The organism is Sphingomonas insulae (assembly GCF_010450875.1).
GTDB classification, from domain to species: Bacteria; Pseudomonadota; Alphaproteobacteria; order Sphingomonadales; family Sphingomonadaceae; genus Sphingomonas; species Sphingomonas insulae.
The window spans coordinates 1,190,712-1,215,711 of the sequence record NZ_CP048422.1; the positions used below are offsets into that span (position 1 = coordinate 1,190,712).

The 25,000-nt window shown below is 66.6% G+C and carries 29 protein-coding genes and 1 tRNA gene; 17 read left to right on the plus strand and 13 right to left on the minus strand.

Annotated elements, in window-relative coordinates:
• Positions 1-21: 21 nt before the first annotated feature.
• The 5 genes from GTH33_RS07265 to GTH33_RS07285 are packed head-to-tail and all read right to left on the minus strand — an operon-like array spanning position 22 to position 3,743.
• Positions 22-777, minus strand: coding sequence for an exonuclease domain-containing protein (locus GTH33_RS07265; protein ID WP_163957841.1), 756 nt, complete (start codon positions 775-777; stop codon positions 22-24).
• A 42-nt stretch (positions 778-819) separates the two neighbouring features.
• Complete coding sequence (locus GTH33_RS07270) at positions 820-1,287, minus strand: PH domain-containing protein (RefSeq protein WP_163957842.1); 468 nt, start codon at positions 1,285-1,287, stop codon at positions 820-822.
• 31 nt (positions 1,288-1,318) lie between these two features.
• Entirely contained in the window at positions 1,319-2,698 is a 1,380-nt protein-coding gene (pgmG, locus tag GTH33_RS07275; RefSeq protein WP_163957843.1) for a phosphoglucomutase/phosphomannomutase PgmG, read from the minus strand.
• Positions 2,698-2,958 (minus strand): J domain-containing protein, encoded by a 261-nt coding sequence (locus GTH33_RS07280; RefSeq protein WP_163957844.1) that lies wholly within the window; start codon positions 2,956-2,958, stop codon positions 2,698-2,700. Before GTH33_RS07280 ends, pgmG begins: the two co-directional genes overlap by 1 nt.
• Positions 2,955-3,743 carry a division plane positioning ATPase MipZ gene (locus GTH33_RS07285; protein WP_163957845.1) on the minus strand — a complete coding sequence of 263 codons (789 nt, stop codon included), beginning with the start codon at positions 3,741-3,743 and terminating at the stop codon, positions 2,955-2,957. Before GTH33_RS07285 ends, GTH33_RS07280 begins: the two co-directional genes overlap by 4 nt.
• A gap of 86 nt (positions 3,744-3,829) precedes the next feature.
• Here GTH33_RS07285 and panC point away from each other — a divergent pair, with 86 nt between their 5' ends.
• Positions 3,830-4,675, plus strand: a complete 846-nt coding sequence (gene panC / locus GTH33_RS07290) for a pantoate--beta-alanine ligase (RefSeq protein ID WP_163957846.1) — start codon at positions 3,830-3,832, stop codon at positions 4,673-4,675.
• Between the two features lie 79 nt (positions 4,676-4,754).
• Complete coding sequence (locus GTH33_RS07295; protein WP_163957847.1) at positions 4,755-5,051, plus strand: SEL1-like repeat protein; 297 nt, start codon at positions 4,755-4,757, stop codon at positions 5,049-5,051.
• Between the two features lie 153 nt (positions 5,052-5,204).
• On the opposite strand, the gene topA is transcribed toward GTH33_RS07295, so the two are convergent.
• The gene (gene topA / locus GTH33_RS07300) at positions 5,205-7,781 is read right to left on the minus strand and encodes a type I DNA topoisomerase (RefSeq protein WP_163957848.1); all 2,577 of its coding nucleotides are present in this window, start codon (positions 7,779-7,781) and stop codon (positions 5,205-5,207) included.
• 109 nt (positions 7,782-7,890) lie between these two features.
• Here topA and GTH33_RS07305 point away from each other — a divergent pair, with 109 nt between their 5' ends.
• Positions 7,891-8,535 carry a TMEM175 family protein gene (locus GTH33_RS07305; RefSeq protein WP_163957849.1) on the plus strand — a complete coding sequence of 215 codons (645 nt, stop codon included), beginning with the start codon at positions 7,891-7,893 and terminating at the stop codon, positions 8,533-8,535.
• 15 nt (positions 8,536-8,550) lie between these two features.
• Here GTH33_RS07305 and dprA read toward each other — a convergent pair whose 3' ends face one another.
• A complete protein-coding gene (gene dprA, locus GTH33_RS07310) occupies positions 8,551-9,651 on the minus strand; it encodes a DNA-processing protein DprA (protein WP_208404179.1) in 1,101 nt (366 codons plus the stop codon).
• Positions 9,626-10,309 carry a glycerol-3-phosphate 1-O-acyltransferase PlsY gene (gene plsY, locus GTH33_RS07315; protein WP_208404167.1) on the minus strand — a complete coding sequence of 228 codons (684 nt, stop codon included), beginning with the start codon at positions 10,307-10,309 and terminating at the stop codon, positions 9,626-9,628. The genes dprA and plsY overlap by 26 nt, the downstream gene beginning before the upstream one ends.
• Positions 10,310-10,412: 103 nt before the next feature.
• Here plsY and murI point away from each other — a divergent pair, with 103 nt between their 5' ends.
• Entirely contained in the window at positions 10,413-11,204 is a 792-nt protein-coding gene (gene murI / locus GTH33_RS07320; RefSeq protein ID WP_163957851.1) for a glutamate racemase, read from the plus strand.
• 121 nt (positions 11,205-11,325) lie between these two features.
• Positions 11,326-12,567: a 5-aminolevulinate synthase gene (hemA, locus tag GTH33_RS07325; protein WP_163957852.1), complete on the plus strand. Its 1,242-nt coding sequence runs from the start codon at positions 11,326-11,328 to the stop codon at positions 12,565-12,567.
• 125 nt (positions 12,568-12,692) lie between these two features.
• Here hemA and GTH33_RS07330 read toward each other — a convergent pair whose 3' ends face one another.
• A complete protein-coding gene (locus GTH33_RS07330) occupies positions 12,693-13,196 on the minus strand; it encodes a DUF3429 domain-containing protein (protein WP_208404166.1) in 504 nt (167 codons plus the stop codon).
• Between the two features lie 174 nt (positions 13,197-13,370).
• Here GTH33_RS07330 and rpiB point away from each other — a divergent pair, with 174 nt between their 5' ends.
• The 6 genes from rpiB to GTH33_RS07355 all read left to right on the plus strand — a co-directional run bounded on the left by rpiB (position 13,371) and on the right by GTH33_RS07355 (position 16,832).
• Complete coding sequence (rpiB, locus tag GTH33_RS07335; protein ID WP_163957853.1) at positions 13,371-13,805, plus strand: ribose 5-phosphate isomerase B; 435 nt, start codon at positions 13,371-13,373, stop codon at positions 13,803-13,805.
• 4 nt (positions 13,806-13,809) lie between these two features.
• Positions 13,810-15,120, plus strand: coding sequence for a serine hydroxymethyltransferase (glyA, locus tag GTH33_RS07340; RefSeq protein WP_163957854.1), 1,311 nt, complete (start codon positions 13,810-13,812; stop codon positions 15,118-15,120).
• A gap of 3 nt (positions 15,121-15,123) precedes the next feature.
• Positions 15,124-15,297 carry a small multi-drug export protein gene (locus GTH33_RS17865; RefSeq protein ID WP_166753199.1) on the plus strand — a complete coding sequence of 58 codons (174 nt, stop codon included), beginning with the start codon at positions 15,124-15,126 and terminating at the stop codon, positions 15,295-15,297.
• Positions 15,298-15,305: 8 nt separating this feature from the next.
• Positions 15,306-15,782 (plus strand): transcriptional regulator NrdR, encoded by a 477-nt coding sequence (gene nrdR / locus GTH33_RS07345; protein WP_163957855.1) that lies wholly within the window; start codon positions 15,306-15,308, stop codon positions 15,780-15,782.
• Complete coding sequence (locus GTH33_RS07350) at positions 15,779-16,507, plus strand: RNA methyltransferase (protein WP_163957856.1); 729 nt, start codon at positions 15,779-15,781, stop codon at positions 16,505-16,507. Before nrdR ends, GTH33_RS07350 begins: the two co-directional genes overlap by 4 nt.
• An 82-nt stretch (positions 16,508-16,589) precedes the next feature.
• The gene (locus tag GTH33_RS07355) at positions 16,590-16,832 is read left to right on the plus strand and encodes a hypothetical protein (RefSeq protein ID WP_212592683.1); all 243 of its coding nucleotides are present in this window, start codon (positions 16,590-16,592) and stop codon (positions 16,830-16,832) included.
• A gap of 42 nt (positions 16,833-16,874) precedes the next feature.
• Here GTH33_RS07355 and GTH33_RS07360 read toward each other — a convergent pair whose 3' ends face one another.
• Complete coding sequence (locus GTH33_RS07360) at positions 16,875-17,180, minus strand: chorismate mutase (protein WP_163957858.1); 306 nt, start codon at positions 17,178-17,180, stop codon at positions 16,875-16,877.
• 207 nt (positions 17,181-17,387) lie between these two features.
• Between GTH33_RS07360 and rpsD the strand changes: the two genes are divergently transcribed.
• The 4 genes from rpsD (at position 17,388) to aguB (ending at position 21,744) form a co-directional block, all read left to right on the plus strand.
• Positions 17,388-18,002, plus strand: a complete 615-nt coding sequence (rpsD, locus tag GTH33_RS07365; RefSeq protein WP_163957859.1) for a 30S ribosomal protein S4 — start codon at positions 17,388-17,390, stop codon at positions 18,000-18,002.
• Positions 18,003-18,209: 207 nt separating this feature from the next.
• Positions 18,210-19,853, plus strand: a complete 1,644-nt coding sequence (locus GTH33_RS07370) for a M28 family metallopeptidase (RefSeq protein WP_163957860.1) — start codon at positions 18,210-18,212, stop codon at positions 19,851-19,853.
• 8 nt (positions 19,854-19,861) lie between these two features.
• On the plus strand, positions 19,862-20,827 hold the full coding sequence (locus GTH33_RS07375) for an agmatine deiminase family protein (RefSeq protein WP_163957861.1): 966 nt from the start codon (positions 19,862-19,864) through the stop codon (positions 20,825-20,827).
• 56 nt (positions 20,828-20,883) lie between these two features.
• Positions 20,884-21,744 (plus strand): N-carbamoylputrescine amidase, encoded by an 861-nt coding sequence (gene aguB, locus GTH33_RS07380; protein WP_163957862.1) that lies wholly within the window; start codon positions 20,884-20,886, stop codon positions 21,742-21,744.
• Here aguB and GTH33_RS07385 read toward each other — a convergent pair.
• Positions 21,732-22,406, minus strand: coding sequence for a uracil-DNA glycosylase (locus tag GTH33_RS07385; protein ID WP_163957863.1), 675 nt, complete (start codon positions 22,404-22,406; stop codon positions 21,732-21,734). The genes aguB and GTH33_RS07385 overlap by 13 nt on opposite strands.
• Positions 22,407-22,428: 22 nt before the next feature.
• Here GTH33_RS07385 and folK point away from each other — a divergent pair, with 22 nt between their 5' ends.
• Together folK and GTH33_RS07395 are read left to right on the plus strand one after the other, a co-directional pair.
• Entirely contained in the window at positions 22,429-22,905 is a 477-nt protein-coding gene (folK, locus tag GTH33_RS07390; protein ID WP_163957864.1) for a 2-amino-4-hydroxy-6-hydroxymethyldihydropteridine diphosphokinase, read from the plus strand.
• Positions 22,906-22,925: 20 nt separating this feature from the next.
• Positions 22,926-23,001, plus strand: a tRNA-Lys gene (locus GTH33_RS07395).
• A 30-nt stretch (positions 23,002-23,031) separates the two neighbouring features.
• On the opposite strand, the gene GTH33_RS07400 is transcribed toward GTH33_RS07395, so the two are convergent.
• A complete protein-coding gene (locus GTH33_RS07400) occupies positions 23,032-24,456 on the minus strand; it encodes a PepSY-associated TM helix domain-containing protein (RefSeq protein ID WP_163957865.1) in 1,425 nt (474 codons plus the stop codon).
• Positions 24,453-24,995, minus strand: a complete 543-nt coding sequence (locus GTH33_RS07405; RefSeq protein ID WP_163957866.1) for a hypothetical protein — start codon at positions 24,993-24,995, stop codon at positions 24,453-24,455. The genes GTH33_RS07400 and GTH33_RS07405 overlap by 4 nt, the downstream gene beginning before the upstream one ends.
• Positions 24,996-25,000: the final 5 nt, after the last annotated feature.

Genomic DNA, 25,000 nt, shown 5'->3' on the forward strand with positions numbered 1-25,000 from the left:
CAGCGGTGCTGTCATCGTCGGTTAGAGCAGCAACTCCTGCGGATTGCCGCGCCCGACGGCGCCGCCACCGCTGCGCCGATCCATCTCGGCATTGGCGGTGAAGCGGATGTCGGGATCGCGATCGGTCAGGAATGCCATCAGGCTTTCATGGTCCAGCTCGCTCCACGCCTTGCCACGATGCGGACCGTAGCGCACCCGCGGGATAAGGCCGGGGTCGCGCGACCATTCGAGCAGTTGCGCAACGCCCGCCTCGTTCAGCTGGTCGCGCAGGTGATGCGCGGTGACATAAGCGTCGGGGAAGGCGCGATGCACCGGCAGTCCGCGGCTCTGCTCGAGTCCTTCCGGCTTGCGCCAATACCGCAGCACCTGATTCGAGAAGCTCGGCGAATCGGGCCATAGCCGCAGCGCGCATTTCCAGGTGCAGATCCAGTTCGCCCCATGGGTGAGGTTGGGCGTGCAGAACTGCTGTTCGAAATCCGCCCGGTGCGCGGCGAGTGCCACCCGCCGCGGATAGGGATCGAGCACGCGGCGCGCGACATCGTGCCACCACGGTGCCTCGGCGACGTCCTCGTCGAGGATGTGATGGATGGCCTGGGTGATCGGCGGAATGGCCCGACCCGGATTGACCAGAATCGACCCGCCTTCACCGTCCAGTTCCCACCGTTCGCCCTTGAGGGCGACGTCCTGCCAGCCGATCTCGCACACCCCGTGTGCGGGAGGTGCGCACCCGGTGGTCTCGAGGTCGACGACACGGATGATCTGGGGAAGGGGGCGCATCGACATTCAAATGGGTGCAGACGAGCGATTATGCCAGCGCGATCAGCGCAAGCCGTCTTCCGCATCCACATCCAGTTCGCGCACGCCGCGGATCTGGCGGGCGCGATCGACCAGCTTGCGAATGCCTTCGCGGCGTTCGCGGGCGGCGGGGATATCGCGGAGGACGAAGCTGGCATTGCCGGTGGTGCGATCGGACGAGGTGATGGTGATCGTGCCGATGTCGGCGATCTGGTTGAGCAGCGAGAAATCCACCCGCACGTCCTTGACGCGATACAGTTCGACCTCGTCGATCGACTTCATCACGAGCCCGCGCCGCACGATTAGGCGCTGGTCGGTGATCTCATAGGCCGCACCCATGTTTTGCAGCCAGCGCACCGCGATGACGACCAGGCCGACGCCGATCGCGCAGGACAGGATCGTGAGCCATCCGGTGAAGCTGCCGAACAGCCACCGGTTGGTGCTCGACCGAAAGCTGTCGACCGGTCGTTCCGCGTGGTAGGTCCCAACCATGGTCGCGACCCTATCCGGCGGACGAGGCGTGTCAATCGCGGGCGATGCCCGAAGCCGCCAGCTCCGTATCGATCGCCGCCACCAGCGCATCGAGCGCCGGCTGGCTGCCTGCCTCGGCACGCGCAGTCAGGACATCCTGCGTATTCGATGCGCGCAGCAGCCACCACCCATCCGGCGTCGTCACCCGCACGCCGTCGATTGCCACGACGTCGAGGCCCCGCGCCAGCAGCCGGTCGCGCACCTCGTCGACAACCGCGAACTTGCGGGCGGGGTCGACAGCAAAGCGCAGGTCGGGGGTGTTGACCAGCGGCGGCATCGCCGAACGCAAGGCGGTGAGCGACCGTCCCGACAGATGCACCGCGCGGATCAGCTGGACAGCCGCGTAGAGCGCGTCGTCAAAGCCATACCAGCCACCGTTGGCGCCGGCGCCGAAGAAGATATGGCCACTCAATTCGCCGGCGATCGGTGCGTCATGCGCCAGCATCGCCTCCTTCATGAGGCTATGGCCGGTCGCCCCCATCACCTTCTTGCCGCCGAGCGCGGCGATCCGGTCGAACACCATCTGCGACGATTTGACGTCGGCCACCACGGTTGCGCCGCGCAACTCCGTCAGCACCGGCTCGATCAGCAGGCTGAGCAACTGGTCGCCCCACAGCACCCGGCCCTCGCCATCGACCGCGCCGATCCGGTCGCCGTCGCCATCGAAGGCGATGCCGAAATCGAGGCCCCGTTCGCGCACCAGCGCCTTGAGATCGGCGAGGTTCGCTTCTTCGGTGGGGTCGGGATGGTGATTGGGGAAGTGCCCGTCGACGGCGGTGTGCAACAGGTGATGCTCGCCCGGCAGCAGCGCGGTCAGCCGCTCGATCGCGGGCCCTGCAGCGCCGTTGCCGCAATCCCAGCCGATGCGGAAGCTGCCGCCGGCATAGCCCGCCATCAGCCGTCCGACATAGGCGTCGCAGACGTCGAGGTCGGTGACGCTGCCCGCGCCCTCGCTCCAGTCGCCCGCAGCGGCAATGCGGGCGAGGTCCCGCACGTCGGCGCCGTAGAACGAACGATGGCCGAGCACCATCTTGAAGCCGTTGTCGTCGCGGGGATTGTGGCTGCCGGTGACGTGCACGCCGGCGTCCACCTCCAGCGTCGCCTCGGCATAATAGAGCATGGGGGTAGGGCCGATGCCGACCCGGACCACGTCGACGCCGCCCGCAGTGAGCCCGTCGACCAATGCCGTTTCCAGCTCCGGCGACGACAGCCGCCCGTCGCGACCCACGGCGACACGCGTGCCGCCCGCCTGCCGTACGCGGGTGGCGAAGCTGCGCCCGATCGCCACCGCATCGGCAACGCCGAGGTTGCGGCCGACCGTGCCACGAATGTCATATTTCCGCAGGATCGCAGGAGACAGGACGTGCGCCATCAGGCTCGCCGCAGCGCCCCGATCAACAGGTCGCGCGCCGCGTTGATCTCGGTGCTGCGCTCCGCCGATCCTCCCCGATCGGGATGCACGTCGGCGAGCAGGCGCCGATGGGCCGCGCGGATTTCGCCTTCGTCCGCTCCGGCCCCTACACCCAGCACCTGCCGTGCGCGCTGCGTGTCGCTCAGCGTCGCGCGCTTGGGCGCCGGCTTCAGGTAACGCCACGCGAGCCAGATCAGCCCGATGGCGATGATCCACTTCACGCCGCGACGTCCGGGACAGCGGGTTCGGGCAGTTGCAACGCGCTCATCATCTCACGCAATTCCTGGCGAGAGGCGACGTGGCCGAGCCCCATCGCGCCGAATTCCTTGGCATCGATCATCGTCAATCCGGCCGGGAACAGCTCGCGATAGATCACGCGCTCGCCCAGGCCCGGAATGATGCGGAAACCGACCCGTTTGGCGAGCTGGACCAGCGCGTCCGACACGCGCCGCATGTTGCGTGCCTCGATATGCTGCAACCGGTTGCGCAGGACGACCCAGTCGATCTGCGTGCCGTCGGCGCGGGCGCGCTGCTTGCGGGCATCCCAGATCAATTCCGAATAAAAGCTGGGCCGGGTGACGTTGAACGTTTCCGGATCGACCTGGCCGATGAGGTCGAAGTCGACGAAGCTGTCGTTCATCGGGGTGACCAGCGTGTTGGACAGCGCTGCTGCGGTGCGCGCGAAGTAATCGTCGCGACCGGGGGTGTCGACGATCAGGAAGTCGGCACCATCGCTCAATCGCGCCCATTTTTCCTCGAACACGCTTTCGGTGGTTCCGTCATGCGTGTCGTGGACGGGCATCGGCAGGTCGCTGCCGGTGCGCGCGATGGTGGCGGCGCGATTGTCCAGGTAGCGGCCGACCGTACGCTGGCGATGGTCGAGGTCGAAACAGGCGACCTTCGCGCCCTTGGCGGCGAGCGCGATGGCGACGTGCACCGCCGTCGTCGACTTGCCGGTGCCGCCCTTTTCGTTGGCGAAGACGATGACGTGTGGCCCTGCGGGCACGGTTCGTTCCTTATCGATGGGTTGCGGCTTGCCCGCTCTCGTCCCTCTCCATAGAAGCCGCGCGCTCAATGTTCGAGGGGTTAAACGTGCACACGGTTCGGGATGTGAAGGGCTTGCGCGACGCCGTGGCCGCGTTCCGGGCGGAAGGCGCGGATATTGCGCTGGTCCCGACCATGGGCGCGCTGCACGCCGGCCACATGGCGCTGATCGAGGCGGCCCGGCGGCCGGGAACGAAGGTGATCGCCTCGATCTTCGTCAACCCCAGGCAATTCGGCCCCAACGAGGATCTGGCCCGCTATCCCCGGCGCGAGGCGGCGGACGCGCGGCTGCTGGCCGAACACGGCTGCGACCTGCTGTGGCTGCCGTCCGTCGACGTCATGTATCCCGACGGCTTTGCGACCAACGTCAGCGTCCGCGGCGTCAGCGACGGTTTCGACGGCGCGGCGCGGCCCGGCCATTTCGACGGCGTCGCCACCGTCGTCACCAAGCTGTTTCAACAGACGGGTGCCGACGTCGCCTATTTCGGTGAAAAGGACTATCAGCAACTTGCCGTCATCCGCCGTTTCGTCGCCGACCTAGACCTCGACATCGAGATCGTCGGCGTGCCGACGCAGCGCGACGACGACGGTCTGGCGTTGTCGTCGCGCAATATCTATCTCGATGAGGAGCAGCGGGCGAAGGCGGTCGCGTTGCCCCGGACGCTGGGCGTCGCCGCGCGCGCCATCGGCCGCGGCGCCGATGTGGCGGACGCCCTCGCAGAAGCGCGGACGTCGTTGATCGCTGCGGGGTTCGAAATCGACTACGTCGCGCTGGCGGATGCCGAAACGCTGGCGGAACATCCTGCGGCAGATCGGCCGCGCCGTTTGCTCGCGGCGGCGCGGATGGGGTCGACCCGGCTCATCGACAATATAGCTATCGAACCAAATTACTGATCAATTTGGGTTTATCGTCGTTAACCATTTCGTAGTGCGAATCGCCCCAATGTTGCCTTATGAGCATTGGGGGCAAGCGATGGGCAACAGTTTCAAGAGCGCGCAGTTTCTTTTAGACAGCCGGATCGAGGACGCGCTGCGTGGTCGACCAGAGGCACTGTTTGATCTGGGCGTCTGCTATCAGACGGGCACCGCGGGGGCGGGCGTCGATCTGATCGAAGCGCACAAATGGTTCAACCTCGCTGCCGTGTCGGGGATCGCCGAAGCCGCCGATGCCCGCGCCGACGTGGCCGAGGATATGACGGCCCGCGAAATCGCCGAAGCGCAGCGCCAGGCGCGCGCCTGGCTCAGCATGACGCAGCGCCGCGCGGCCTGATTCTCCCGATATGACGGCACAGCGCCGGCGGTAACCGCGCTCGTCATCCCCGCATAGGCGGGGATCCAGACACGCGGACGTCGTGATATGCCTGAACCGCCAGCGTGTCTGGATTGCCGCCTGCGCGGGAATGACGGATATGGGTCACCGCGGTTATTCGGTCTTCTTCTTCGCCGGGGCCTTTTTCGCTGCGGGCTTCTTGGCGGCCGCATCCTTCGCCGCCGGCTTTTTCGCTGCGGCCTTTTTGACCGGCGCCTTCTTCTTTCCCTTTGGCGGGGCCGCTGCGGCGCGGTCGTCGATCAGTTGCGCCGCCTCTTCCAACGTCAGCACCTCGGGCATGATCGACTTGGGCAGGGTCGCATTCGTCTCGCCATCGGTGACGTAGGGACCATAGCGTCCCTCCATCAGCCTGATCTCCAGCTCGGTCCGCGGATGCTTGCCGAGTTCCTTCAGCGGCGCGCGCGCCGCCCCGCGCGCCGGACGTCCGCCACCCGCAGCCGCCTCGGCAAGCTTCACGACGGCGGCGTTCATGCCCGTCTCGAAAACATCGGCGGTGGATTGCAGGCGCGCGTATTTGCCGCTGTGCGCCAGATACGGGCCATAGCGTCCGATCGATGCGGTGATCGGCTCGCCCGTCTCCGGATGCGTGCCGATCGTGCGTGGCAGGCTGAGGAGCTTCAGCGCCCATTCCAGGTCTAGTTCACCCGGCAGGTCCTTGGGGATCGAGGCGCGCTTGGCCTCCTTGCCCTCGCCCAGCTGGATGTACGGACCGAACCGTCCCGACTTGCGCTCGACCTCGAGCCCCGTGGCGGGGTCCTTGCCAAGGCCTTCGGGACCGCTGTCCTCACCCTCTTCGCCACCCGGCTGCGCGAAGCGGCGGGTGTATTTGCATTCGGGGTAGTTGGAGCAGGCGATGAACGCGCCGAACTTGCCGCCGCGCAGCGCCAGCTTGCCCGCCTCGCACTTCGGGCACAACCGCGGATCGGTGCCGTCGCCCTTGTCGGGGAACAGATAGGGCGCGAGGAAGGTGTCCAGTTCCGCCGTGATCGCGGATGGCTGCTGCTCCATCACCTCGCTGGTGCGCGGCTTGAAGTCGCGCCAGAACGCCTCCAGCACCGCCTGCCATTGCGCGCGGCCGCCGGACACGTCGTCCAGCTCCTCCTCCAGCTCGGCGGTATAGTCGAAGCCGACATATTTCTCGAAGAACCGTTCGAGGAAAGCGGTGACCAGCCGGCCGCTTTCCTCGGCGAAGAAGCGGTTCTTCTCGACGCGGACGTAATTGCGGTCCTTCAGCGTCTTGATAATCGAAGCATAGGTCGACGGGCGGCCGATGCCCAGTTCCTCCATTCGCTTGACGAGGCTGGCTTCGGAAAAGCGCGGCGGCGGCTGGGTGAAATGCTGCTCGGCATCGACGCCCTTCTTGGCGGGCGCATCGCCCTCGCGCAGGCGGGGCAGGCGCCGGGCCTCCTCGTCCTGCGAATCGTCGCTGCCTTCCTCGTACAGCGCGAGGAAGCCGGGGAAGAGCACGACCTGGCCGGTCGCGCGCAGCACGTTGCGCCCGGTGCCGTCGGCTATCTCGACCGTGGTGCGCTCCATCCGGGCCGAGGCCATCTGGCTGGCGAGCGCGCGCTTCCAGATCAGCTCGTACAGGCGGCCGTGGTCGCCCGATCCCGCCTTGTCCTTCGCAAAGTCGGTGGGTCGGATCGCCTCGTGCGCTTCCTGCGCGTTCTTCGCCTTGGTCTGATACTGACGCGGCGAATCGGGGACGTAGCTGGCATCGTAGCGGTTGGCGACGGCGAGGCGCGCGGCGCTGATCGCGCTGCCGTCCATCTGCACGCCGTCGGTCCGCATGTAGGTGATCGCGCCATCCTCGTAGAGGCCCTGCGCGATCCGCATCGTATGGTCGGCCGAGAAGCCGAGCTTGCGCGCTGCCTCCTGCTGCAGCGTCGACGTCGTGAACGGCGGCGGCGGGTTGCGGGTCGCGGGCTTGGTCTCGACGGTCTGGACCGAGAAGCGGCCTTCCTCGACCGCAGCCTTGGCCTTCAGCGCGTCGCCTTCGGTGCCGATCGACAGGCGGTCGAGCTTCTTGCCCTCGAACTGGACGAGGCGCGCGACGAACGGCGTGCCGTCCTGCTCCATCCGCGCGGTGACCGACCAATATTCCTGCGGTTTGAAGACGTCGATCTCGCGTTCGCGCTGGACGATCAGGCGCAGCGCCACCGACTGGACGCGGCCCGCCGACTTGGCGCCGGGCAGCTTGCGCCACAGCACCGGCGACAATGTGAAGCCGACGAGGTAATCGAGCGCGCGGCGGGCGCGATAGGCGTCGATCAGGTCGGTATCGAGCTCGCGCGGATTCTGCATCGCGGTCGTCACCGCCGCCTTGGTGATCGCATTGAACGTCACCCGCTGCACGTCCTTGGGCAGCGCCTTGCGGTTGCGCAGCACCTCCTGCACGTGCCAGCTGATCGCCTCGCCCTCGCGATCGGGATCGGTCGCCAGGATCAGGCGGTCGGCAGTCTTCGACAGGTCGGCGATCGCCTTCAGCTGCTTGGACTTGTCGGCGTAATTTTCCCATTCCATCGCGAAGCCCTCGTCGGGGTTCACCGAGCCGTCCTTCGCCGGCAGATCGCGGACATGGCCGTAGGAGGCGAGGACGCGGAAGTCCGACCCCAGATACTTTTCGATGGTTTTCGCCTTGGCGGGCGATTCGACGATGACGAGCTGCATGGCGGCGGTTAGGGTCCTTACGTGTACGCGCGAGGGTGGAAAGCCACCGGGGCTGCTGTCAACGGGGCTGATCTATGATGTGGGGTTCGACGATGCGGGTGCGCAAGCCATGATCGACGCCGTGCATCGCCCCCATCACGACCGGCAGCAACTGGAACGGCTGACCTTCTTCTCCGACGCGGTGTTTGCGATCGCGATGACGCTGCTGGTGGTCGAGGTGAAGCTGCCGCACCTGCATTACGCCACCGATGCGGAACTGGGCCAGGCATTGCTGAACCTGATTCCCAATTACATCGGGTTCCTGGTCAGCTTCCTGGTGCTCGGGCGGTTCTGGCTGGTGCATCACGAGGTGATGGGGTTGCTGCGCGCGTCGAACCGGCGGCTGACCGCGGTCAACCTGTTGCTGTTGCTGGCCGTCGCGTTCATGCCGTTTCCCACCGCGGTCATCAGCGAATATGTCCAGCTGCGGGTCGGCATCGGCTTTTACACCGGCTGGCTTATCGTGCTGGGGCTGCTTAACCGTTTGCTGATAAGCAGCATCGTCGCGGCGCCGGACTTGCTCGATCAGGGGCTGACCGCGCAGGACATGCGGCCGTTCCTGCGGCGCAGCTGGATCGCGATCGCGATCGGGGTCTGCGCCTTTGTCGGGGGCATGGTGACGTGGGTCGCCGCCTTGGCGGTGCTGACGTTGGGCAGCCCGATCATCACGCTACTGATCGGGCGCTATGCGGAGCGCAGGGCGGCGGCGGACTGACGCCGGCCGCTGCGCTTACGGCAGCGAGAGGCTGACCCGTCCGCCCGCATGCCGTTCCAGCCGGGTGGCGAGCTCCAGTTCGAGGAGGACCGTCTGCACGATCGCGGGGGTGATGCCGCTCTGGCGGATCAGTTCGTCGACGCCGACCGGTACCGGGCCGAGCAGGCGGGTGATGCGGTGCCGGTCGCCGTCGCTGGCATCCGCCGGCGGCGGTGCGCCATAGGATGCCAGCGGCGCACGGACGCTGCGGGGATCGATCGGTCGCAGCTGTTCGAGTACGTCGGCCGCGGTCTGGATCAGCGTCGCGCCCTCACGGATCAACGCATTGCATCCCTGCGCGCGCGGATCGAGCGGACTTCCCGGCACCGCCATCACTTCGCGCCCCGCCTCGTTCGCCAGCCGCGCGGTGATGAGCGAGCCGGAGCGGGGCGCCGCCTCCACCACTACCGTACCCAGTGCCAGCCCGGCGATGATCCTGTTGCGGGACGGGAAGTGGCGGGCGAGCGGCTGCGTGCCGGGAGGTTGTTCGGCGATCAACAGGCCGTTGGTCGCGACCTGTTCCTGCAGCGCGCCGTTTTCGGGCGGGAAGACGACGTCGACGCCGCTGGCGATCACGCCGATCGTACGCGGCATCGCCCCGGCATGCGCGGCGGTGTCGATACCGCGCGCCAGTCCGGACACGATGGTCACCCCTTCGCCGGACAAGGCGTGCCCCAGCATCCTCGCGAAGCGGCAGGCCGCCGCCGACGCGTTGCGCGCACCGACGATCGCGACGCACATCGCCCCGGTCAGCGACAGATCGCCGCGCACGATCAGGGCCGGGGGCGCCGTGTCGATGTCCGCCAGCAGCGGCGGGTAATCGGCATCGTCCAGGAACAGGTAACGCGCGCCCAGCCGCTGCGTGGTCGCCATCTCGCGCTCGATCGCGCCCACGCCCGCGACCTTCGGCGGGGCGCCACCGCCCCGCCGCGCCAGCGTCGGGAGCATATCGAGCGCCGCCTCGGCGGTGCCGAAGCGGGCGATCAGCTGGCGATAGGTGACGGGGCCGATCCCGCCGGTCCGGATCAGGCGGAGGCGCGCACCATCACGATCAGCCACCGGGCAGGGCGTTCGCATCGACGTCGTCGCCCGTTCCACCCTCGGTATCCCTTGATCCGCCGATCCGCGGCTCGGTCCCGTTCGCCAGCCGTTCGATATTCTCGCGATGCTTCCACAGCACGATCGCCGCGAGCGCGAGCACCAGCATGACCAGGTCGAAACGGCCGAACAGGGCGCCGCCGACCGGGGCGCTGACCGCCGCCGCCATGCCCGCGACGGACGAGATGCGCACGGTGGCGAGCAGCCCCAGCCACACTGCGGCGTAGACCAGCCCCATCGGCCAGTGCAGCGCCAGCACGATGCCCATCATCGTTGCGACGCCCTTGCCCCCCTTGAAGCGTAGCCAGATCGGATAGCAATGGCCGACGAACGCGGCCGCTGCCGCGACCATGCCGTCGCCCGGGAACAGCCAATCGGCCAGCCACACCGCCGCAGCGCCCTTCAGCAGGTCGAGCAGCAGCGTCGCGGCCGCCAGCCCCTTGCGTCCGGTGCGCAGCACGTTGGTCGCGCCGATATTCCCCGATCCGATCGTGCGGAGGTCGCCGGCGCCCGCGAACCGCGTCAGGAGCACGCCAAAGGGGATCGAGCCCAGCAGGTAGCCGAGCAGCAACGCGCAAGTCGGTGCGATCCAGAGAACCTCGGTATGCAAGCCTGCCCCTCTTCTTGGTGCGACCATAGCGGGTTCGGCGAAGCTTCGCCAATGCCCGTGCACCAACTTCGGTCAAGTTGGCGCCATCCACCTCTTGCGGCGGTCGAAAGCGCGGTTATGGGCGGACCATATGGATAGCGGCGCGATCCTGTTCTTCGATTCCGGCGTCGGCGGGTTGTCGGTCGTCGGCCACACCGTCGCGCTGCTGCCGCAGGCGCCGATCGTCTATGCCGCCGATTCCGCGGGTTTTCCCTATGGCATCAAAAGCGAGGCGGAAATCGCCGCGCGGGTCCCGGCGCTGCTCGGCCGGCTGGTCGAACGGTATCGCCCGCGGCTGGTGGTGATCGCATGCAATACCGCATCCACCATCGCCTTGCCCGCCGTCCGCGGCGCGCTGGACGTGCCGGTGGTCGGTACGGTGCCGGCGATCAAGCCGGCGGCGCTGGCGAGCCGCAGCCGGGTCATCGGCGTGCTGGGGACGGAGGCGACGGTGCGCCAATCCTACGTCGACGATCTCGCGTCGCGGTTTGCGGGCGACTGCACGGTCCTCCGCCACGGTTCGGCCGATTTGGTGCAACTCGCCGAGGCGAAGCTTGCCGGGCGGCCGACCGATCCGGCGCGCTATCGTGCCGTGCTGGCCGGGCTGCTGGACCAGCGCGATGGCGACCGGATAGACGTGATCGTCAACGCCTGTACCCATTTCCCTTTGGTCGAGGCGGAACTCGCCGCGGCGGCGCGCCCGACCATCCGCTTCGTCGATGGCGGGCCCGGCATCGCCCGGCGCATCGCGTTCCTCACCGCCGGGCAGGCATGGTCCGGGGCGCGACCGCATCGGGCGGTGTTCACCCGCCTCGGCGCGGCGGAACACGCTCTGGCACCGGCGCTGGCACGGTACGGCATTTCGGTGAGCGAAGCGCTGTAGCTCGGGGCCTTTCGTGGCGGAGTGTGGCGCCGGGGTGGGACAAAATGCCCAAGCCATTCGATCACACACAGGTCTTTTATCCACTGGCAACCCGTCCCCGGCACAGTTACATGGCTTTTCCATGAGCAGCGACGGCACGGACGTGCGCGTGGATTATACGCGTGTCTTCACCCAGGCGATCGATCGCCTCCATGCCGAAGGCCGATACCGGGTCTTCATCGACATCCTCCGCAACAAGGGGATGTTTCCCAACGCGCGCTGTTTCGCGGGGCATAACGGCCCGAAGCCGATCACCGTCTGGTGCTCGAACGACTACCTCGCGATGGGCCAGCACCCCAAGGTGATCGAGGCGATGGAGGAAGCGCTGCACGATGTCGGTGCCGGCTCCGGCGGCACGCGCAACATCGGCGGCAACACGCATTATCATATCGACCTGGAACACGAACTCGCCGACCTGCACGGCAAGCAATCGGCGCTGTTGTTCACCAGCGGCTATGTCTCGAACGAGGCGACGCTGTCGACGCTGGCGAAGATCCTGCCGGGCTGCGTGATCTTCTCGGACGAACTCAACCATGCCTCGATGATCGCAGGTATCCGCAATGCGGGCTGTGAGAAGCGCATCTTTCGCCACAACGACCTCGCGCATCTCGAGGAACTGCTGGCTGCGGAAGACCCGGCGGTGCCGAAGCTGATTGCCTTCGAAAGCGTATATTCGATGGAAGCGGATGTGGCACCGATCGCCGCGATCTGCGATCTCGCCGACCGGTACAATGCGCTGACCTATCTGGACGAGGTCCATGCGGTCGGCATGTACGGCGAGCGTGGTGGCGGCATCTCCGAACAGGAAGGCGTCGCACACCGGCTGACGATCATCGAGGGGACGCTGGGCAAGGCGTTCGGCGTGATGGGCGGCTATATCGCCGCCGACCAGACGATCGTCGACGTCATCCGCAGCTATGCTCCTGGCTTCATCTTCACGACCAGCCTGTCACCGGTGCTGGTCGCTGGCGTGCTGGCCAGCGTTCGCCACCTCAAGTCATCGAGCGTCGAGCGCGAAGGGCAGCAGGCGTCTGCGACCCTACTTAAATCGATGCTCAACGATGCCGGACTGCCCGTGATGCTGGGCGATACGCATATCGTGCCGATCCTGGTCGGCGACCCGGTGAAGGCCAAGCGGATCAGCGATATCCTGCTTGCGGAATACGGTGTCTACGTCCAGCCGATCAACTATCCCACCGTACCGCGCGGGACCGAGCGGCTGCGTTTCACGCCGGGGCCGAGCCATACGCCGGCGATGATGCGCGAACTGACCGATGCGCTGGTCGAGATCTGGAGCCGGCTGGAACTGCGCAAGGCCGCCTAGACCCGGTCGTCATCGCGGCGGATCACACAAGGCGATGTGGGACGATCCATCGATCTGTCCCGCCATCGTCAGCTGTGCCGCGGTTGAGCGGTGAGATGTTCGGCCGGGCGCAGGCCGACGACATATCACGACGTCGTCGTGATTCCGCACAGGACGCCGGCCAGAATGGTCAGGCCGCCCAGGCCGACCGACAACGGGATGCGCAGCGCCATCCAGCCCTCCGGTGCATGCCCGGCATCGCGCAGGCGCCGGTCCACCAGCAGGGTCGTGATGACCGCCGAACCGAGCAGCACCAGCGCCCAGTGCATCGCCACGACATGGCCGATCGACAGCAGGATCAGGCCGGCACTGAATAGCGAGGGCATGACCGCAAGGCTTGCGATCCGGCCCTGTCCCCAGCTGACCGCATGGCCGTCGCCGGTCCGCATCGCAAATCCCCACCAGATACCGCCCAGGAAACTGAGGATCAGGGTCGCATAGCCGAACGCGAACATCGGCCCGATATCGCTACTGCCGCCAAATACGCAGGTCGCGACCGCGGCGATCTGCGGCAGCAGCCCCGCATAGCCGAGGATCAGCGGGGTTTCGCCAACGGCGCCGGGGCGGTGGGCAGGGGCATGGTCAGCCAAGATCGCGAACCGCAGCGAAGTCGGATGGGGGTGGCATGGTCTTATCCTGGGTTGGTCAGTCGTCTGTCACAGCGCGCGAGCGGGCAAGTGCGTTCCGCCCGAAGGTGTGGCAATTCCGGACGCGGATCGCTAAGGCGCGCTGCATCCGCTCCTCCTGCATGCTTGGATGCTCGTTTGCGAATCGCCTTTGCTTCCGATCACGCCGCCATCGCGCTGAAGGCGCTGCTGGTCGATCATGCCGAAACGCTCGGCCATCAGGCGATCGATCTGGGGCCGGAGACGGATGCGCGCGTCGATTACCCCGATTTCGGCCGCAAGCTGGCGCAGGCGATCGCCGCGGGTGAAGCCGACATGGGGGTTGCCCTATGCGGTTCGGGCATCGGCATATCGATCGCGGTCAACCGCAATCCCGCCTGCCGATGCGCACTCATTTGCGAACCGCTGTCGGCTACGCTGGCAAGGCAGCATAACGATGCCAACGTCATTGCGATGGGCGCTCGGCTGATCGGCCCCGACCTCGCCAAAGCTTGCCTGGAAGCCTTCCTTGCCACCCCGTTCGAAGGTGGCCGTCACCAGAACCGCGTCGACAAATTGTCGCGAAAGGACTGAACCCATGAGCACCCAGCCCACCGATTTCAGTGATATCCGCCCGGACGGCTTCTTTTCGCAGGGCCTGGCCGATGCCGATCCCGCGATCTTTGCCGGCATCGCACATGAACTGGAGCGCGAACAGACGCAGATCGAACTGATCGCCAGTGAAAATATCGTCAGCAAGGCTGTGCTCGAGGCGCAGGGTTCGGTTTTCACCAACAAATATGCCGAAGGGTATCCCGGCAAGCGCTACTATCAGGGCTGCGCGCCATCCGACGAAGTCGAGACGCTGGCGATCGAACGCGCCAAACAGATCTTCGGCTGCGGCTTCGTCAACGTGCAGCCGCATTCGGGCGCGCAGGCGAACGGCGCGGTGATGCTGGCGCTGGTCAAGCCGGGCGAGACCATCCTGGGCATGAGCCTCGATGCCGGCGGCCACCTGACGCACGGCGCCCGCGCCGCTATGTCGGGCAAGTGGTTCAACGCGGTCCAGTATGGCGTCGACGCTGAAACTCACCTGATCGACTATGACGAGGTCGAACGCCTTGCGGTCGAGCACCAGCCCAAGCTGATCATCGCGGGCGGTTCCGCCTACCCACGTGTCATCAACTTCGCCAAGTTCCGCGAGATAGCGGACAAGGTCGGCGCCTATTTCATGGTCGACATGGCGCATTTCGCCGGCATCGTCGCGGCCGGCCTGCACCCGACCCCGTTCGGCCATGCGCACGTCGTCACCACCACGACGCACAAGACGTTGCGCGGTCCGCGCGGCGGCATGATCCTCACGAACGACGAAGCGCTGGCCAAGAAGTTCAATTCGGCGGTTTTCCCCGGCCTTCAGGGCGGGCCGCTGATGCACGTCATCGCTGCCAAGGCGGTCGCGTTCGGCGAGGCGCTGCAGCCTGGCTACAAGAGCTATATCGCCGCCGTCGTGGAAAATGCGAAAGTGCTGGCGGCGACGTTGAAGGAGCGTGGCTCCGACGTGGTATCGGGCGGCACCGACACCCATCTGGCGTTGATCGATCTCACCCCGCTCGGCATCACCGGCCGCGATGCGGACGAGGCGCTGGAGCGCGCCGGCATCACCTGCAACAAGAACGGCATTCCCAACGACCCGCTGCCTCCAGTGAAGACCAGCGGTATCCGCGTCGGTTCGCCCGCCGGCACCACCCGCGGTTTCGGCCCGGCCGAGTTCCGCGAGATCGGCCACATGGTCGCCGACGTGCTGGATGGCCTTGCGAAGAAGGGCGAGCACGGGGACCCCGAGGTCGAGGCGAGCGTTCGGACCCGCGTGCGCGCTCTCTGCGCTCGTTTCCCCATCTATCAAGGATAAGCCATGTCGAAGATCGAAGAGGTTCAGGCGACCGTCAAGAACACCCCCGGCCTCGGCAAGAAGATGGCGAAGTACGGTGCCATCGGTGCCGTCGTGGCGATCCCGATCCCGTTCGTCGGCCCGGTGCTCGGCGCTTTGGTCGGTGCCGGCGTCGCCTATGCCAAGCGCAAGGATTGATCGCCTGAATGCGGTGCCCGTTCTGCGGCCATGAAGACAGTCAGGTGAAGGACAGCCGCCCCACGGAAGACGGGGCGGCCATTCGTCGTCGGCGCCAGTGCGAGGGCTGTGCGGCACGGTTCACCACCTTCGAGCGTATTCAGCTGCGCGACCTGTGGGTGGTCAAGAGCAACGTCGCGGGCGGCACCCGCCGCGAACCGTTCGACCGCGAGAAGCTGTTGCGCTCCGTCGCCATCGCCACGCGCAAGCGCCCGATCGAGCCCGTGCGGATCGAAAAGCTGGTCAGCGGCATCCAGCGCCAGCTCGAAACGCAGGGCGAAAGCGAAGTGTCGTCCAAGCGGATCGGCGAGATGGTGATGGACGGTCTGAAGGGCCTTGATTCGGTCGCCTATATCCGCTTCGCCAGCGTCTATCGCGATTTCAGCGAGGCGCGCGATTTCGAGGAATTCGCCGGCACCGTTGAACAGGCCGGGCGCGTCGAATGACCGCTGCCGCCGATCCCGTCATCATCCTCGTCCGGCCGCAGCTGGGCGAGAATATCGGCAAGGCGGCACGCGCCATGCTCAACTTCGGCCTCACCGATCTGCGGCTGGTCAGCCCACGCGACGGCTGGCCCAACCCAATGGCGGGGCCCGCAGCAAGCGGTGCCGACGTCGTGCTCGAACGCGCGCAGCTGTTCGATAGCGTGGCGGATGCGGTGGCGGACTGCGCGCACGTCTTTGCGACCACGGTACGCAAGCGCGGGGTCACCAAGCCCGTGGTGACGCCCGAGATCGCGGCGCGCGATATCCACGCCGCGGCGGAACGATCGGCGATCCTGTTCGGGCCGGAACGTTCGGGATTGGAAACGGACGACGTAGCGCTCGCCCGCACGATCATCACCGTGCCGATCAATCCCGCCTTCGGCAGCCTCAATCTTGCGCAGGCGGTCATCCTGGTCGCGTACGAATGGTCGAAGGGGCAGGCGCTTGCGCAACCCTCGATCAATCCGATTGCGCCACCCGCACCGCATGAGGAGCTGGAGGGCATGATCCAGCAGCTCGATGCGATGCTGGAACGGGCCAATTTCTATTTCCCGCCGGAACGTGTCGTCACCACCAGGCGCACGCTCCGCACCCTGCTGACCAAGCCCGGCTGGTCGACGCAGGAAGTCCGCACGATGCGGGGCGTGTTGTCGGCGCTCGACGGCGCGAAGGCGCGGCGGGGTTGATCCGCGGCATAGGATCGGTGAATGGTTCTAGGACTGGTCGTCATCCGGCCAAGCGCAGGAAACGATGATGTCTGTTGTGACAATGATGCTGGCGATGGTGGCTGGCGGAACGCCGGCAATGGCTCAGGCCACACCTAGCCCCGCCGTCGTCACCCCCGCCAAAGATGAGCCGAAGATCTGCAAGCGGATGGAGCAGACCGGCAGCCGCATGGGTGCCAGCAAGCGGGTATGCCATACCGCGGAGGAATGGCGGCAGCTGGAATCGAATAGCTTTTCGCGGAACGTCAATGGCGCGGGCGCCATGCGGGGCACAGGTCAGAACTGACGATTCGCGGATCGTCATGGTCGGTGATAGCGCCTCGCCGCGTCACCGTCGTCGATCGAACGCCGCCAGTTCATAGGCAATCGACGCCTCGACCAGGCGTTCCCACAGATCGGCGATCGCCGTGCCGGGCAGGCCCAGCCGCTCCGCTTCGGCGCGGGCGTTGGTGATCACCTCCGCCTTGCGGCCTTCGTCGCGGACATGGCCGCGTTCGGGCTTGATGCGGGCGGCGGCGTCCATATAGGCGAAGCGGCGCGCCAGCAGCGCCATCAGCTCGCGGTCGAGGGCATCGACGCCCGCGCGAACCTCGGTCATCGTCGCGCAATCGGGGGCGGAAAGGATCGTCGTCATGGCGGGTCGTGTGACGGCCCGTCGGGCCGCTGTCCAGCTTGACTTGCCGCCACGCCCCGGCTAGGCGCCCGCCTTCGCAATGCCCCCGCACCCCGGTGAAGCGGCGGGCCTGCCTCCTGACGGATCAGCAGCGCGATACCGGGACCAGGCCATCCGATCGTTAGCGATCGGGCGGTCTACGTCATTGTCGTTTGCAAGGAATACAGAATGTCGAAGCGCCATAGCGCCAAGCATAAGATCGACCGCCGTCTTGGCGAGAATATCTGGGGTCGCCCCAAGTCGCCGGTCAACAAGCGCGAATACGGCCCGGGCCAGCACGGCCAGCGCCGCAAGGGCAAGGTGTCGGACTTTGGCATCCAGCTGCGCGCCAAGCAGAAGCTCAAGGGCTATTACGGCGACGTCACCGAGAAGCAGTTCCGTGCGTGCTACCACGAGGCCGCCCGGATGAAGGGCGATACCAGCCAGAACCTCATCGGCCTGCTCGAACAGCGCCTGGACATGATCGTCTACCGCGCCAAGTTCGCGCCGACGATCTTCGCCGCGCGCCAGATCGTCAGCCACGGCCACATTCGCGTCAACGGCGTGAAGTGCAACATCGCATCGCGTCGCTGCTTCGTAGGCGATGAGATCACGCTGGGTACCAAGGCGAAGGAAATGGCGCTGGTGCTCGAGGCGCAGAACCTCGCAGAGCGCGACATCCCCGACTATGTCGCGCCGGATGGCAATGCCAAGATCACCTTCGTCCGCGTCCCGACGCTCGACGAGGTGCCCTATCCGGTGAAGATGGAACCGAACCTGGTCGTCGAATTCTATTCGCGCTGATCGACGGTTCCTGTCGATGAAAAGGGCGGTCCTGCGGGGCCGCCCTTTTTGTTTGGCGGCCGTTTCCGAGGCCTGCGCCCGCCCCCGCAGGACCGTCGGTTACGGTGCCATCTCGCCATGCGGCGCCGGTCCTTCGCGTGCCCGTGGACATACGCCCGCTCCCGCGTCACAAGGCCGGCTATTCTGACCCATTTCGCGGAGTCTCCGATGCGTCGTCTCATCCTCGCCGCCCTGCTCGCCACGCCCGCCATGGCGGCGGCCCAGACCACGCCGGCCATTTCCGTCGATACGATGAAGGCGGTGACCAAGACCCTGTCCTCGGACGCGTTCGAAGGGCGCGCGCCGGGCAGCGCGGGCGAGGAAAAGACGCTCGCCTACCTCCAGCAGCAGTTCGCGAAGGCAGGCCTGAAGCCCGGCAACAAGGGGCGATGGCTGCAGGACGTGCCGCTGGTCGAGATCACCGCGCAGAACGTCACCCCGCTGACGATCACCGGCGGCAAGACCCCGTTGTCCCTCGCATATGGCCCTGACATGGTGGTCGGTACCTATCGCGTCACGCGGCATATCGACGTGAAGGACAGCGACATCGTCTTTGCCGGCTATGGCATCGTCGCACCGGAGAAGGGCTGGAACGATTACGCGGGCCTCGATGTGAAGGGCAAGACGGTCGTCGTCCTCATCAACGATCCCGATTGGCAGACGCAGGGACTGACCGGCGATTTCGGCGGCCGCGCGATGACCTATTACGGCCGTTGGACCTATAAGTACGAGGAAGCGGCGCGGCAGGGCGCGGCCGCGGTGCTGATCGTCCATCAGACCGAGCCTGCCGCCTATGGCTGGAACGTCGTCCAGTCGAGCAACACCGGTGCCGAACATGTCGCCGATGCCGCCAACGGCCATATGGATGACACCGCCGCCCATGGCTGGATCCAGCTGGACAAGGCGCGTGCATTGTTCGCCAGTGCCGGCAAGGATTTCAACCAACTCGCGGCGGCGGCGAAGGTGAAGGGCTTCAAGCCGGTTCCGCTCGGCCTGAAGGCATCGGTCAGCTTCGATAACCAGATCAGGAAACAGATCTCGCACAACGTCGTCGGCATCCTGCCGGGCCGCGAGGCGCCGGACGAATATGTCCTGTTGTCGGCGCACTGGGATCACCTTGGCCGATGCACGCCGGTCAATGGTGATGGCATCTGCAATGGCGCGGTCGACAATGCGGACGGTACCGCCGCGCTGGTCGCGCTGGCAGAGGCGAATGCCAAGGCTGGCCCCGCACGCCGGTCGATGGTGTTCGTCGCGCTGACCGCCGAGGAATCGGGGCTGCTGGGGTCCGCTTATTATGGCGAGAACCCGGTATACCCGCTCGCGAAGACCGTCGGCGGTGCCAACATGGACGCGCTCGCGATGTACGGCCCGGCGAAGGACGTGATCGTGATCGGGCCGGGCAAGTCGCAGCTCGACGGCTACCTGAATGCGGCGCTGAAGGCGCAGGGACGCACCGCAACGCCCGAACCGACGCCGGAAAAGGGTTTCTACTATCGCTCCGACCATTTCAGCCTGGCGAAGCATGGCGTGCCGATGGTCTATTTCGAAACCGGCCAGGATCTCTTGAAGGGCGGTGTTGCCGCGGGACGCGCAGCGGCGAAAGATTACGAGGAGCATCGCTATCATGCCCCCTCCGACGAATATGATCCCAATTGGGACTGGACCGGCGTGCAGCAGGATGTCGGCCTCTATTATGCGCTGAGCCGCGCGCTCGCCGAGGGGCGCGATTGGCCGAACTGGATGCCGGGCGACGAATTCCGTGCCATTCGCGACAAGAGCCGCGCCACCGTGGCGGGAGGGACGAAATGAGCGCAAACATGCCCGTGCCGCCGGCCGAATGGGCGCCGCACAAGGCCGTATGGATCGGTTTCCCGAGCCATCCGGATCTGTGGCAGGACGATCTCGAACCGGCGCGTGAGGAAGTCGTCGCCTTTGCCCGGGCGATTCATGCCGATGGCGCGGGCGAGACGGTGATCCTGGTCGCTGCCGACGCCGAGGGCGGCTCCGCGGCCACCGCCATGGCACCGTTCGCCGAAGTGGTGGTCGAACCGTTTGGCGACATATGGCTGCGTGATACCGGCCCGATCGTGCTCGGCAACGGCGAAGCGCGCGATTTCGGCTTCAACGGATGGGGCGGCAAGTACGACCTGCCCGGTGACGATACGATCGGACTGCGGCTTGCCCAGCAGCGCGGAAAGCCCGTCGGCTATTGCAATTGGGTGCTCGAAGGCGGAGCGATCGACGGCGATGGCACGGGTGTCGTCGTCACCACGGAACAATGCCTGCTCAATCCCAATCGCAACCCGACGCTCGGCAAGGCGCAGATCGAGGCGCGGCTGCGCGACGACCTGGGCTTTACCAAGGTGGTGTGGCTGGGCGACGGGCTGCTCAACGACCATACCGATGGCCATGTCGACAATCTGGCGCGCTTCGTCGGCGAAGGCCGGCTGGCGCTGCCGGAAGCGGCGGAGAACGACCCCAATTGGCAAGTCTACAGCCACGCGATGCGCGACGCCAAGGCTGCCGGGCTCGACGTGGTGACGATCCCTTCGCCGGGCCGCGTCCTGCGGGACGAAGAGGTGGTGCCTGCGAGCTACATGAACTTCTACATCGGCAATGCCGCGGTGGTCGTGCCGGTCTATGGCAGCGAGAACGACGCGGCCGCGGTGGCGGCGATCCAGGCGCTGTTTCCCGATCGCCGCGTCACCGGGCTTCGCGCGGATCACATCCTGACGGGCGGCGGCAGCTTCCACTGCATCAGCCAGCAAATTCCGGCGAACTGACACCGCATCCGGGCGGAGGGGTGACGATCTCCCTCCGTCCCACTACATGCACGCGCATGACCCAGATCACCGTCGCCGCGCTCCAGCTCGCCTTTTCCGCCGACATCGACGCCAATATCGCCAACGTATCGCGCCTGGTGCGTGAGGCGGCGGGGCAGGGCGCGCAGGTGATCCTGCCGCCGGAATTGTTCGAGGGCGAATATTTCTGCCGGGTCGAAGACGAGGGCCTGTTCGCCAACGCGGCGCCGGCGGGCGAACACAAGGCGGTATTGGCGATGCAGGCCCTGGCCGAAGCGTTGAAGGTCACCATTCCGACGAGCTTCTTCGAGGCGGACGGCCCGCATCATTACAACAGCCTGGCGATGATCGGCCCCGACGGCGAGATCCAGGGTGTATATCGCAAGAGCCACATTCCCGATGGCCCTGGTTACGAAGAAAAATTCTATTTTCGACCCGGCAACACCGGGTTCAAGGTGTGGCCGGCCCCTCCTTCCGCCCCGGGGTGGAAGCTGGGCGTCGGCGTGTGCTGGGACCAATGGTATCCCGAAACCGCGCGCGCGATGATGCTGATGGGGGCGGAGGTGCTGTTCTATCCGACCGCGATCGGCAGCGAACCGCATGACACCAGCCTCGACACCGCCCGACTGTGGCGGCGTGCGATGGTCGGGCATGCGGTCAGCAACGTCGTTCCCGTGATCGCCGCCAATCGGATCGGCGTGGAGCATGACCAGACCTTCTACGGCACCAGTTTCATCACCGACGAGCGCGGCGACATCCTCGCCGAACTCGGTCGCGAAGAGGAAGGGGTGATCGTCGCGACGCTCGATCTCGCCCGGATCAGGCGGCACCGCGCCGCCTTCGGCTTCTTCCGCGATCGTCGTCCCGAACTGTACGGCCGCCTCGTTCAGGATATCTGATCGGGCTTCGGACCCAGCGCCACGGCGCGTGCGAACACGGCGTCGAACATCTCCTCGTTCAGCCGGCCGGTATTCTGGTTGTAGCGCGAGGGATGGTAGCTATCGATCAGCACGCGGCCGTCGGGCATGCGATGTTCGGCAAGGTGTGCGAAATTGGCCTTGGGAAGACGGCCGCCCAGGACCTTCACCGCGGATTGGTGGGCGATCTGACCCAGTGCGACGACCACCCGGACGTTGGGCAGGGCCGCGATCTCATTGTCCAGGAACGGGCGACACGTCCGGATTTCCTCCGGCGTCGGTTTGTTGGCGGGCGGCAGGCACTTCACCGCATTGAGGATCATCGCGCCGGTCAGCACGACATCGTCGTTCGCCCGGTTGGCGTAGGTGCCGGTCGCGAGGCCGAACCGGCCGAGCGTCGCGAACAACAGCGCGCCGGAATGATCGCCGGTGAACGGCCGCCCCGTCCGGTTGGCGCCGTGCAGGCCGGGCGCCAATCCGACGATCGCCAGCCACGCCGCGGGATCGCCAAAGGCGGGGACGGGGGCGTTCCACCACGTCGGATTGTCCTGGCGCAAGGCTTCGCGCGCGGCGACGAGGCGGGGGCAACGCGGGCAATCGTGCGGTGGCTCGATCGGAGCGAGCGGGCTGGATGCTAAGGTCATCGCATTCGCCTAAGGCGGGAGGATGGCGACGGCAATCTATGCGATCGGGATCGGTTCGAACCGGCGGGGGCGGCACGGCAGCCCGAGGCTCGAAGTGGATGCCGCGATCGCTGCGATCGGTGGCGTCGTCGCTCGCGCGCCGATCGTCGATTCGGCGCCGCTCGGCCCCTCGATCCGACGCTTCGCCAACACCGCCGTGCTGATCGCCAGCACCGAATCGCCGCCGGCGCTGCTCAATCGGCTGAAACGGATCGAGGCCGCATTCGGGCGGCGGCGCGGGCGCCGCTGGGGCGCGCGCGTGATCGACCTCGACATTCTGCTGTGGTCGGGTGGCGTCTGGCACGACAATCGCCTCACCATTCCGCACTCAGCCCTACACGCGCGGGCCTTCGTCCTGGCGCCGCTGAGCGCAATCGCTCCCGGTTGGCGCGATCCGGTCGGCGGGCGAACCGTCCGTCAATTGGCACATGCGGTTGACCGACCGCGCCCCCGCCCTTAGGTGCGCCGGATCGATGGCGGGGGTCCGTAGCTCAGTCGGTAGAGCAAGCGACTTTTAATCGAGAGGTCCCGGGTTCGAGCCCCGGCGGACCCACCATCGTTTTTCCGGATTGCCGATACAGACGCGTCAGGCCGTTTTCCGTCGTCCTAGCATCAGCGCTCCTAGCGACGATCCCAGGACGATGACGTCGATCACCAGGACGGGCGCCGGCGCGGTTCGGAAGAGCAGCAGGTGGATACCGGCGGTTACGATCAGCGCTGCCGCCAATATGGTGCGCAATGCACGGTCCGGGAACCACGATGGTCGTGCAGCGGCGACAGCTAGAGATCCGGCCAGCACAACCCAGAAAACGGTCGCGAGCGGAGCGTCGGGGCCGGCGATCGCGCGCAGCCAGACCAGCGCTACGATCAGCAGCGGGGAGCCCCAGATCACGACGCTCCAGCAGGCGGTCAGCCGTGTCCCGCCAAGCCCCCGTCGCTGGCGCTTGCGCAGCCAGAGCGAGGTTCCGGTCGCGGTGACCACGCACAGCCCAAGGCCGAACAGCATATAGGCGATTTCGACCGGCAGGCCTGCATAGTTGCCGAAGTGGAGGTTGTAGGCCGAGGCGGCAACCTGCTGCCCGATCGCGCCGTCGGCAAGGCCGATCGGTCCTCGCCAGCCGCCACGCGCGTCGAAGGCGTAGGTTTCGCCGTAAATAAGCCGGCGCGGATGTTCGGCGATGATTTGGACGTGCTGGCCCGCGGTGCCGGGTTCGTGAACGATGACATAGGTCGGCACGGCATGAGGCACCCGCGTGTGAAGCGCGGCGAGGGCGGTGGCGACATCAGGCAGGGTGGCCTTGGCCGGGTTGGGCGTGGGTTCCTGACCGAAGACGGGCGCGTAGATCGCTTCGAGCTTGCCCCCGGTATAGGCGCGGGCGAGCACGCTCGTCCCGATGCTGCCCAGGCCGATGAACGCCCCGGTCAGCGCGACCGCAAGGACGAAGGGGAGGGTCCAGACGCCGATGCGGTTGTGCCAGTCGGCACGGGCGATCTGCGGGTCCTGCCGCATGCGCAGGCGAAACGCATCGCGCACGATGCGCGGGTGCGCCAACACGCCGGTGATCACGAGCGCCGCCAGCGCGACCCCGAGTGCGCCGACCGCGATGAGGCCCCAGGTTGCCGGTAGATGAAGATATTCATGCAGGCCGATGAGGAATTCGGTCCAGTTGTGCGCTTCCCGCCCGACGATATCGCCCGCGCCATCGACATACGAGGCCCCATGATCGGTGGTCACCACGCCCCGCGGCAGATCTTCCGTCGGCATACGGACATAAAGGTGCGTCGTCGGCGGTTTGCCGCGGTCGCGGATCATCGCCGCCTGCATCGCCGTCTGCACCGCAGCGGGAGACAGCGTTGCGGTTTCGACGATGTCGGGCTGTTCCCAACGCTGCCAGCGATCGTGGATGACGATGATCGAGCCCGAGAGGGCGATCAGGTAGAGGAGGGCGCTGACGAGCAGGCCGATCGCGGCATGCCCGCCGAGTGCGCGCTGGACCGGGGTACCGCTCATGACGCGCACCAGAGGACGGTGCCGAGCACAACCGCGGCGGCAGGGGGTGCCACCATGCGGGCGGGGCTGGCGCGGGTCATCTGCCAGGCGATCAGCAGCGCCCACAGGATCGGTTGGAGCATCAATGTCAACACCATGGTATCCGCGTCGTTCGCGCCGGCGCGTCGGGCAATCGCCTGCGCGCCGAAGGCGAGCCACTGCGCCGCGCAGAAGGCGATCGGTACCACCAGCATGAATACGACGACGCGGCGACGCAGATCGTGCCAGCGGCGGGGCAATGTAATCGATGGGGCTTCACGCCCGGCGCGCGATACCTTCGCGGGCGAGGTCCAGCCGGCGTAGAGCACGAGCACCAGCGCGGCGGCAATGCCGACGACTGCGCCGACCGCGATGCCCCAGGCGCCGTTGCGTGCGGCCAGCATCACCAGCGCCGCAGCCGCCAGTAGCCAGCCGGCGCCGGCAGCACCCCGCCGCCCGCTCCATCCCCAGCGGATCAGCCCGACGCCGATGACGACAACTACGAGCGCGGCGACGATCATGCCGA

What these genes read in the sequence shown, in the direction of transcription:
- GTH33_RS07265 (WP_163957841.1), bottom strand. Translation starts at nt 777, where the DNA reads ATGCGCCCCCTTCCCCAGATCATCCGTGTCGTCGACCTCGAGACCACC.
- GTH33_RS07270 (WP_163957842.1), bottom strand. Translation starts at nt 1,287, where the DNA reads ATGGTTGGGACCTACCACGCGGAACGACCGGTCGACAGCTTTCGGTCG.
- pgmG (WP_163957843.1), bottom strand. Translation starts at nt 2,698, where the DNA reads ATGGCGCACGTCCTGTCTCCTGCGATCCTGCGGAAATATGACATTCGT.
- GTH33_RS07295 (WP_163957847.1), top strand. Translation starts at nt 4,755, where the DNA reads ATGGGCAACAGTTTCAAGAGCGCGCAGTTTCTTTTAGACAGCCGGATC.
- topA (WP_163957848.1), bottom strand. Translation starts at nt 7,781, where the DNA reads ATGCAGCTCGTCATCGTCGAATCGCCCGCCAAGGCGAAAACCATCGAA.
- GTH33_RS07305 (WP_163957849.1), top strand. Translation starts at nt 7,891, where the DNA reads ATGATCGACGCCGTGCATCGCCCCCATCACGACCGGCAGCAACTGGAA.
- dprA (WP_208404179.1), bottom strand. Translation starts at nt 9,651, where the DNA reads ATGCGAACGCCCTGCCCGGTGGCTGATCGTGATGGTGCGCGCCTCCGC.
- plsY (WP_208404167.1), bottom strand. Translation starts at nt 10,309, where the DNA reads ATGGTCGCACCAAGAAGAGGGGCAGGCTTGCATACCGAGGTTCTCTGG.
- murI (WP_163957851.1), top strand. Translation starts at nt 10,413, where the DNA reads ATGGATAGCGGCGCGATCCTGTTCTTCGATTCCGGCGTCGGCGGGTTG.
- hemA (WP_163957852.1), top strand. Translation starts at nt 11,326, where the DNA reads ATGAGCAGCGACGGCACGGACGTGCGCGTGGATTATACGCGTGTCTTC.
- glyA (WP_163957854.1), top strand. Translation starts at nt 13,810, where the DNA reads ATGAGCACCCAGCCCACCGATTTCAGTGATATCCGCCCGGACGGCTTC.
- GTH33_RS17865 (WP_166753199.1), top strand. Translation starts at nt 15,124, where the DNA reads ATGTCGAAGATCGAAGAGGTTCAGGCGACCGTCAAGAACACCCCCGGC.
- nrdR (WP_163957855.1), top strand. Translation starts at nt 15,306, where the DNA reads ATGCGGTGCCCGTTCTGCGGCCATGAAGACAGTCAGGTGAAGGACAGC.
- GTH33_RS07350 (WP_163957856.1), top strand. Translation starts at nt 15,779, where the DNA reads ATGACCGCTGCCGCCGATCCCGTCATCATCCTCGTCCGGCCGCAGCTG.
- GTH33_RS07355 (WP_212592683.1), top strand. Translation starts at nt 16,590, where the DNA reads ATGATGCTGGCGATGGTGGCTGGCGGAACGCCGGCAATGGCTCAGGCC.
- GTH33_RS07360 (WP_163957858.1), bottom strand. Translation starts at nt 17,180, where the DNA reads ATGACGACGATCCTTTCCGCCCCCGATTGCGCGACGATGACCGAGGTT.
- rpsD (WP_163957859.1), top strand. Translation starts at nt 17,388, where the DNA reads ATGTCGAAGCGCCATAGCGCCAAGCATAAGATCGACCGCCGTCTTGGC.
- GTH33_RS07370 (WP_163957860.1), top strand. Translation starts at nt 18,210, where the DNA reads ATGCGTCGTCTCATCCTCGCCGCCCTGCTCGCCACGCCCGCCATGGCG.
- GTH33_RS07375 (WP_163957861.1), top strand. Translation starts at nt 19,862, where the DNA reads ATGCCCGTGCCGCCGGCCGAATGGGCGCCGCACAAGGCCGTATGGATC.
- aguB (WP_163957862.1), top strand. Translation starts at nt 20,884, where the DNA reads ATGACCCAGATCACCGTCGCCGCGCTCCAGCTCGCCTTTTCCGCCGAC.
- GTH33_RS07385 (WP_163957863.1), bottom strand. Translation starts at nt 22,406, where the DNA reads ATGACCTTAGCATCCAGCCCGCTCGCTCCGATCGAGCCACCGCACGAT.
- folK (WP_163957864.1), top strand. Translation starts at nt 22,429, where the DNA reads ATGGCGACGGCAATCTATGCGATCGGGATCGGTTCGAACCGGCGGGGG.
- GTH33_RS07400 (WP_163957865.1), bottom strand. Translation starts at nt 24,456, where the DNA reads ATGAGCGGTACCCCGGTCCAGCGCGCACTCGGCGGGCATGCCGCGATC.
- GTH33_RS07405 (WP_163957866.1), bottom strand. Translation starts at nt 24,995, where the DNA reads ATGATCGTCGCCGCGCTCGTAGTTGTCGTCATCGGCGTCGGGCTGATC.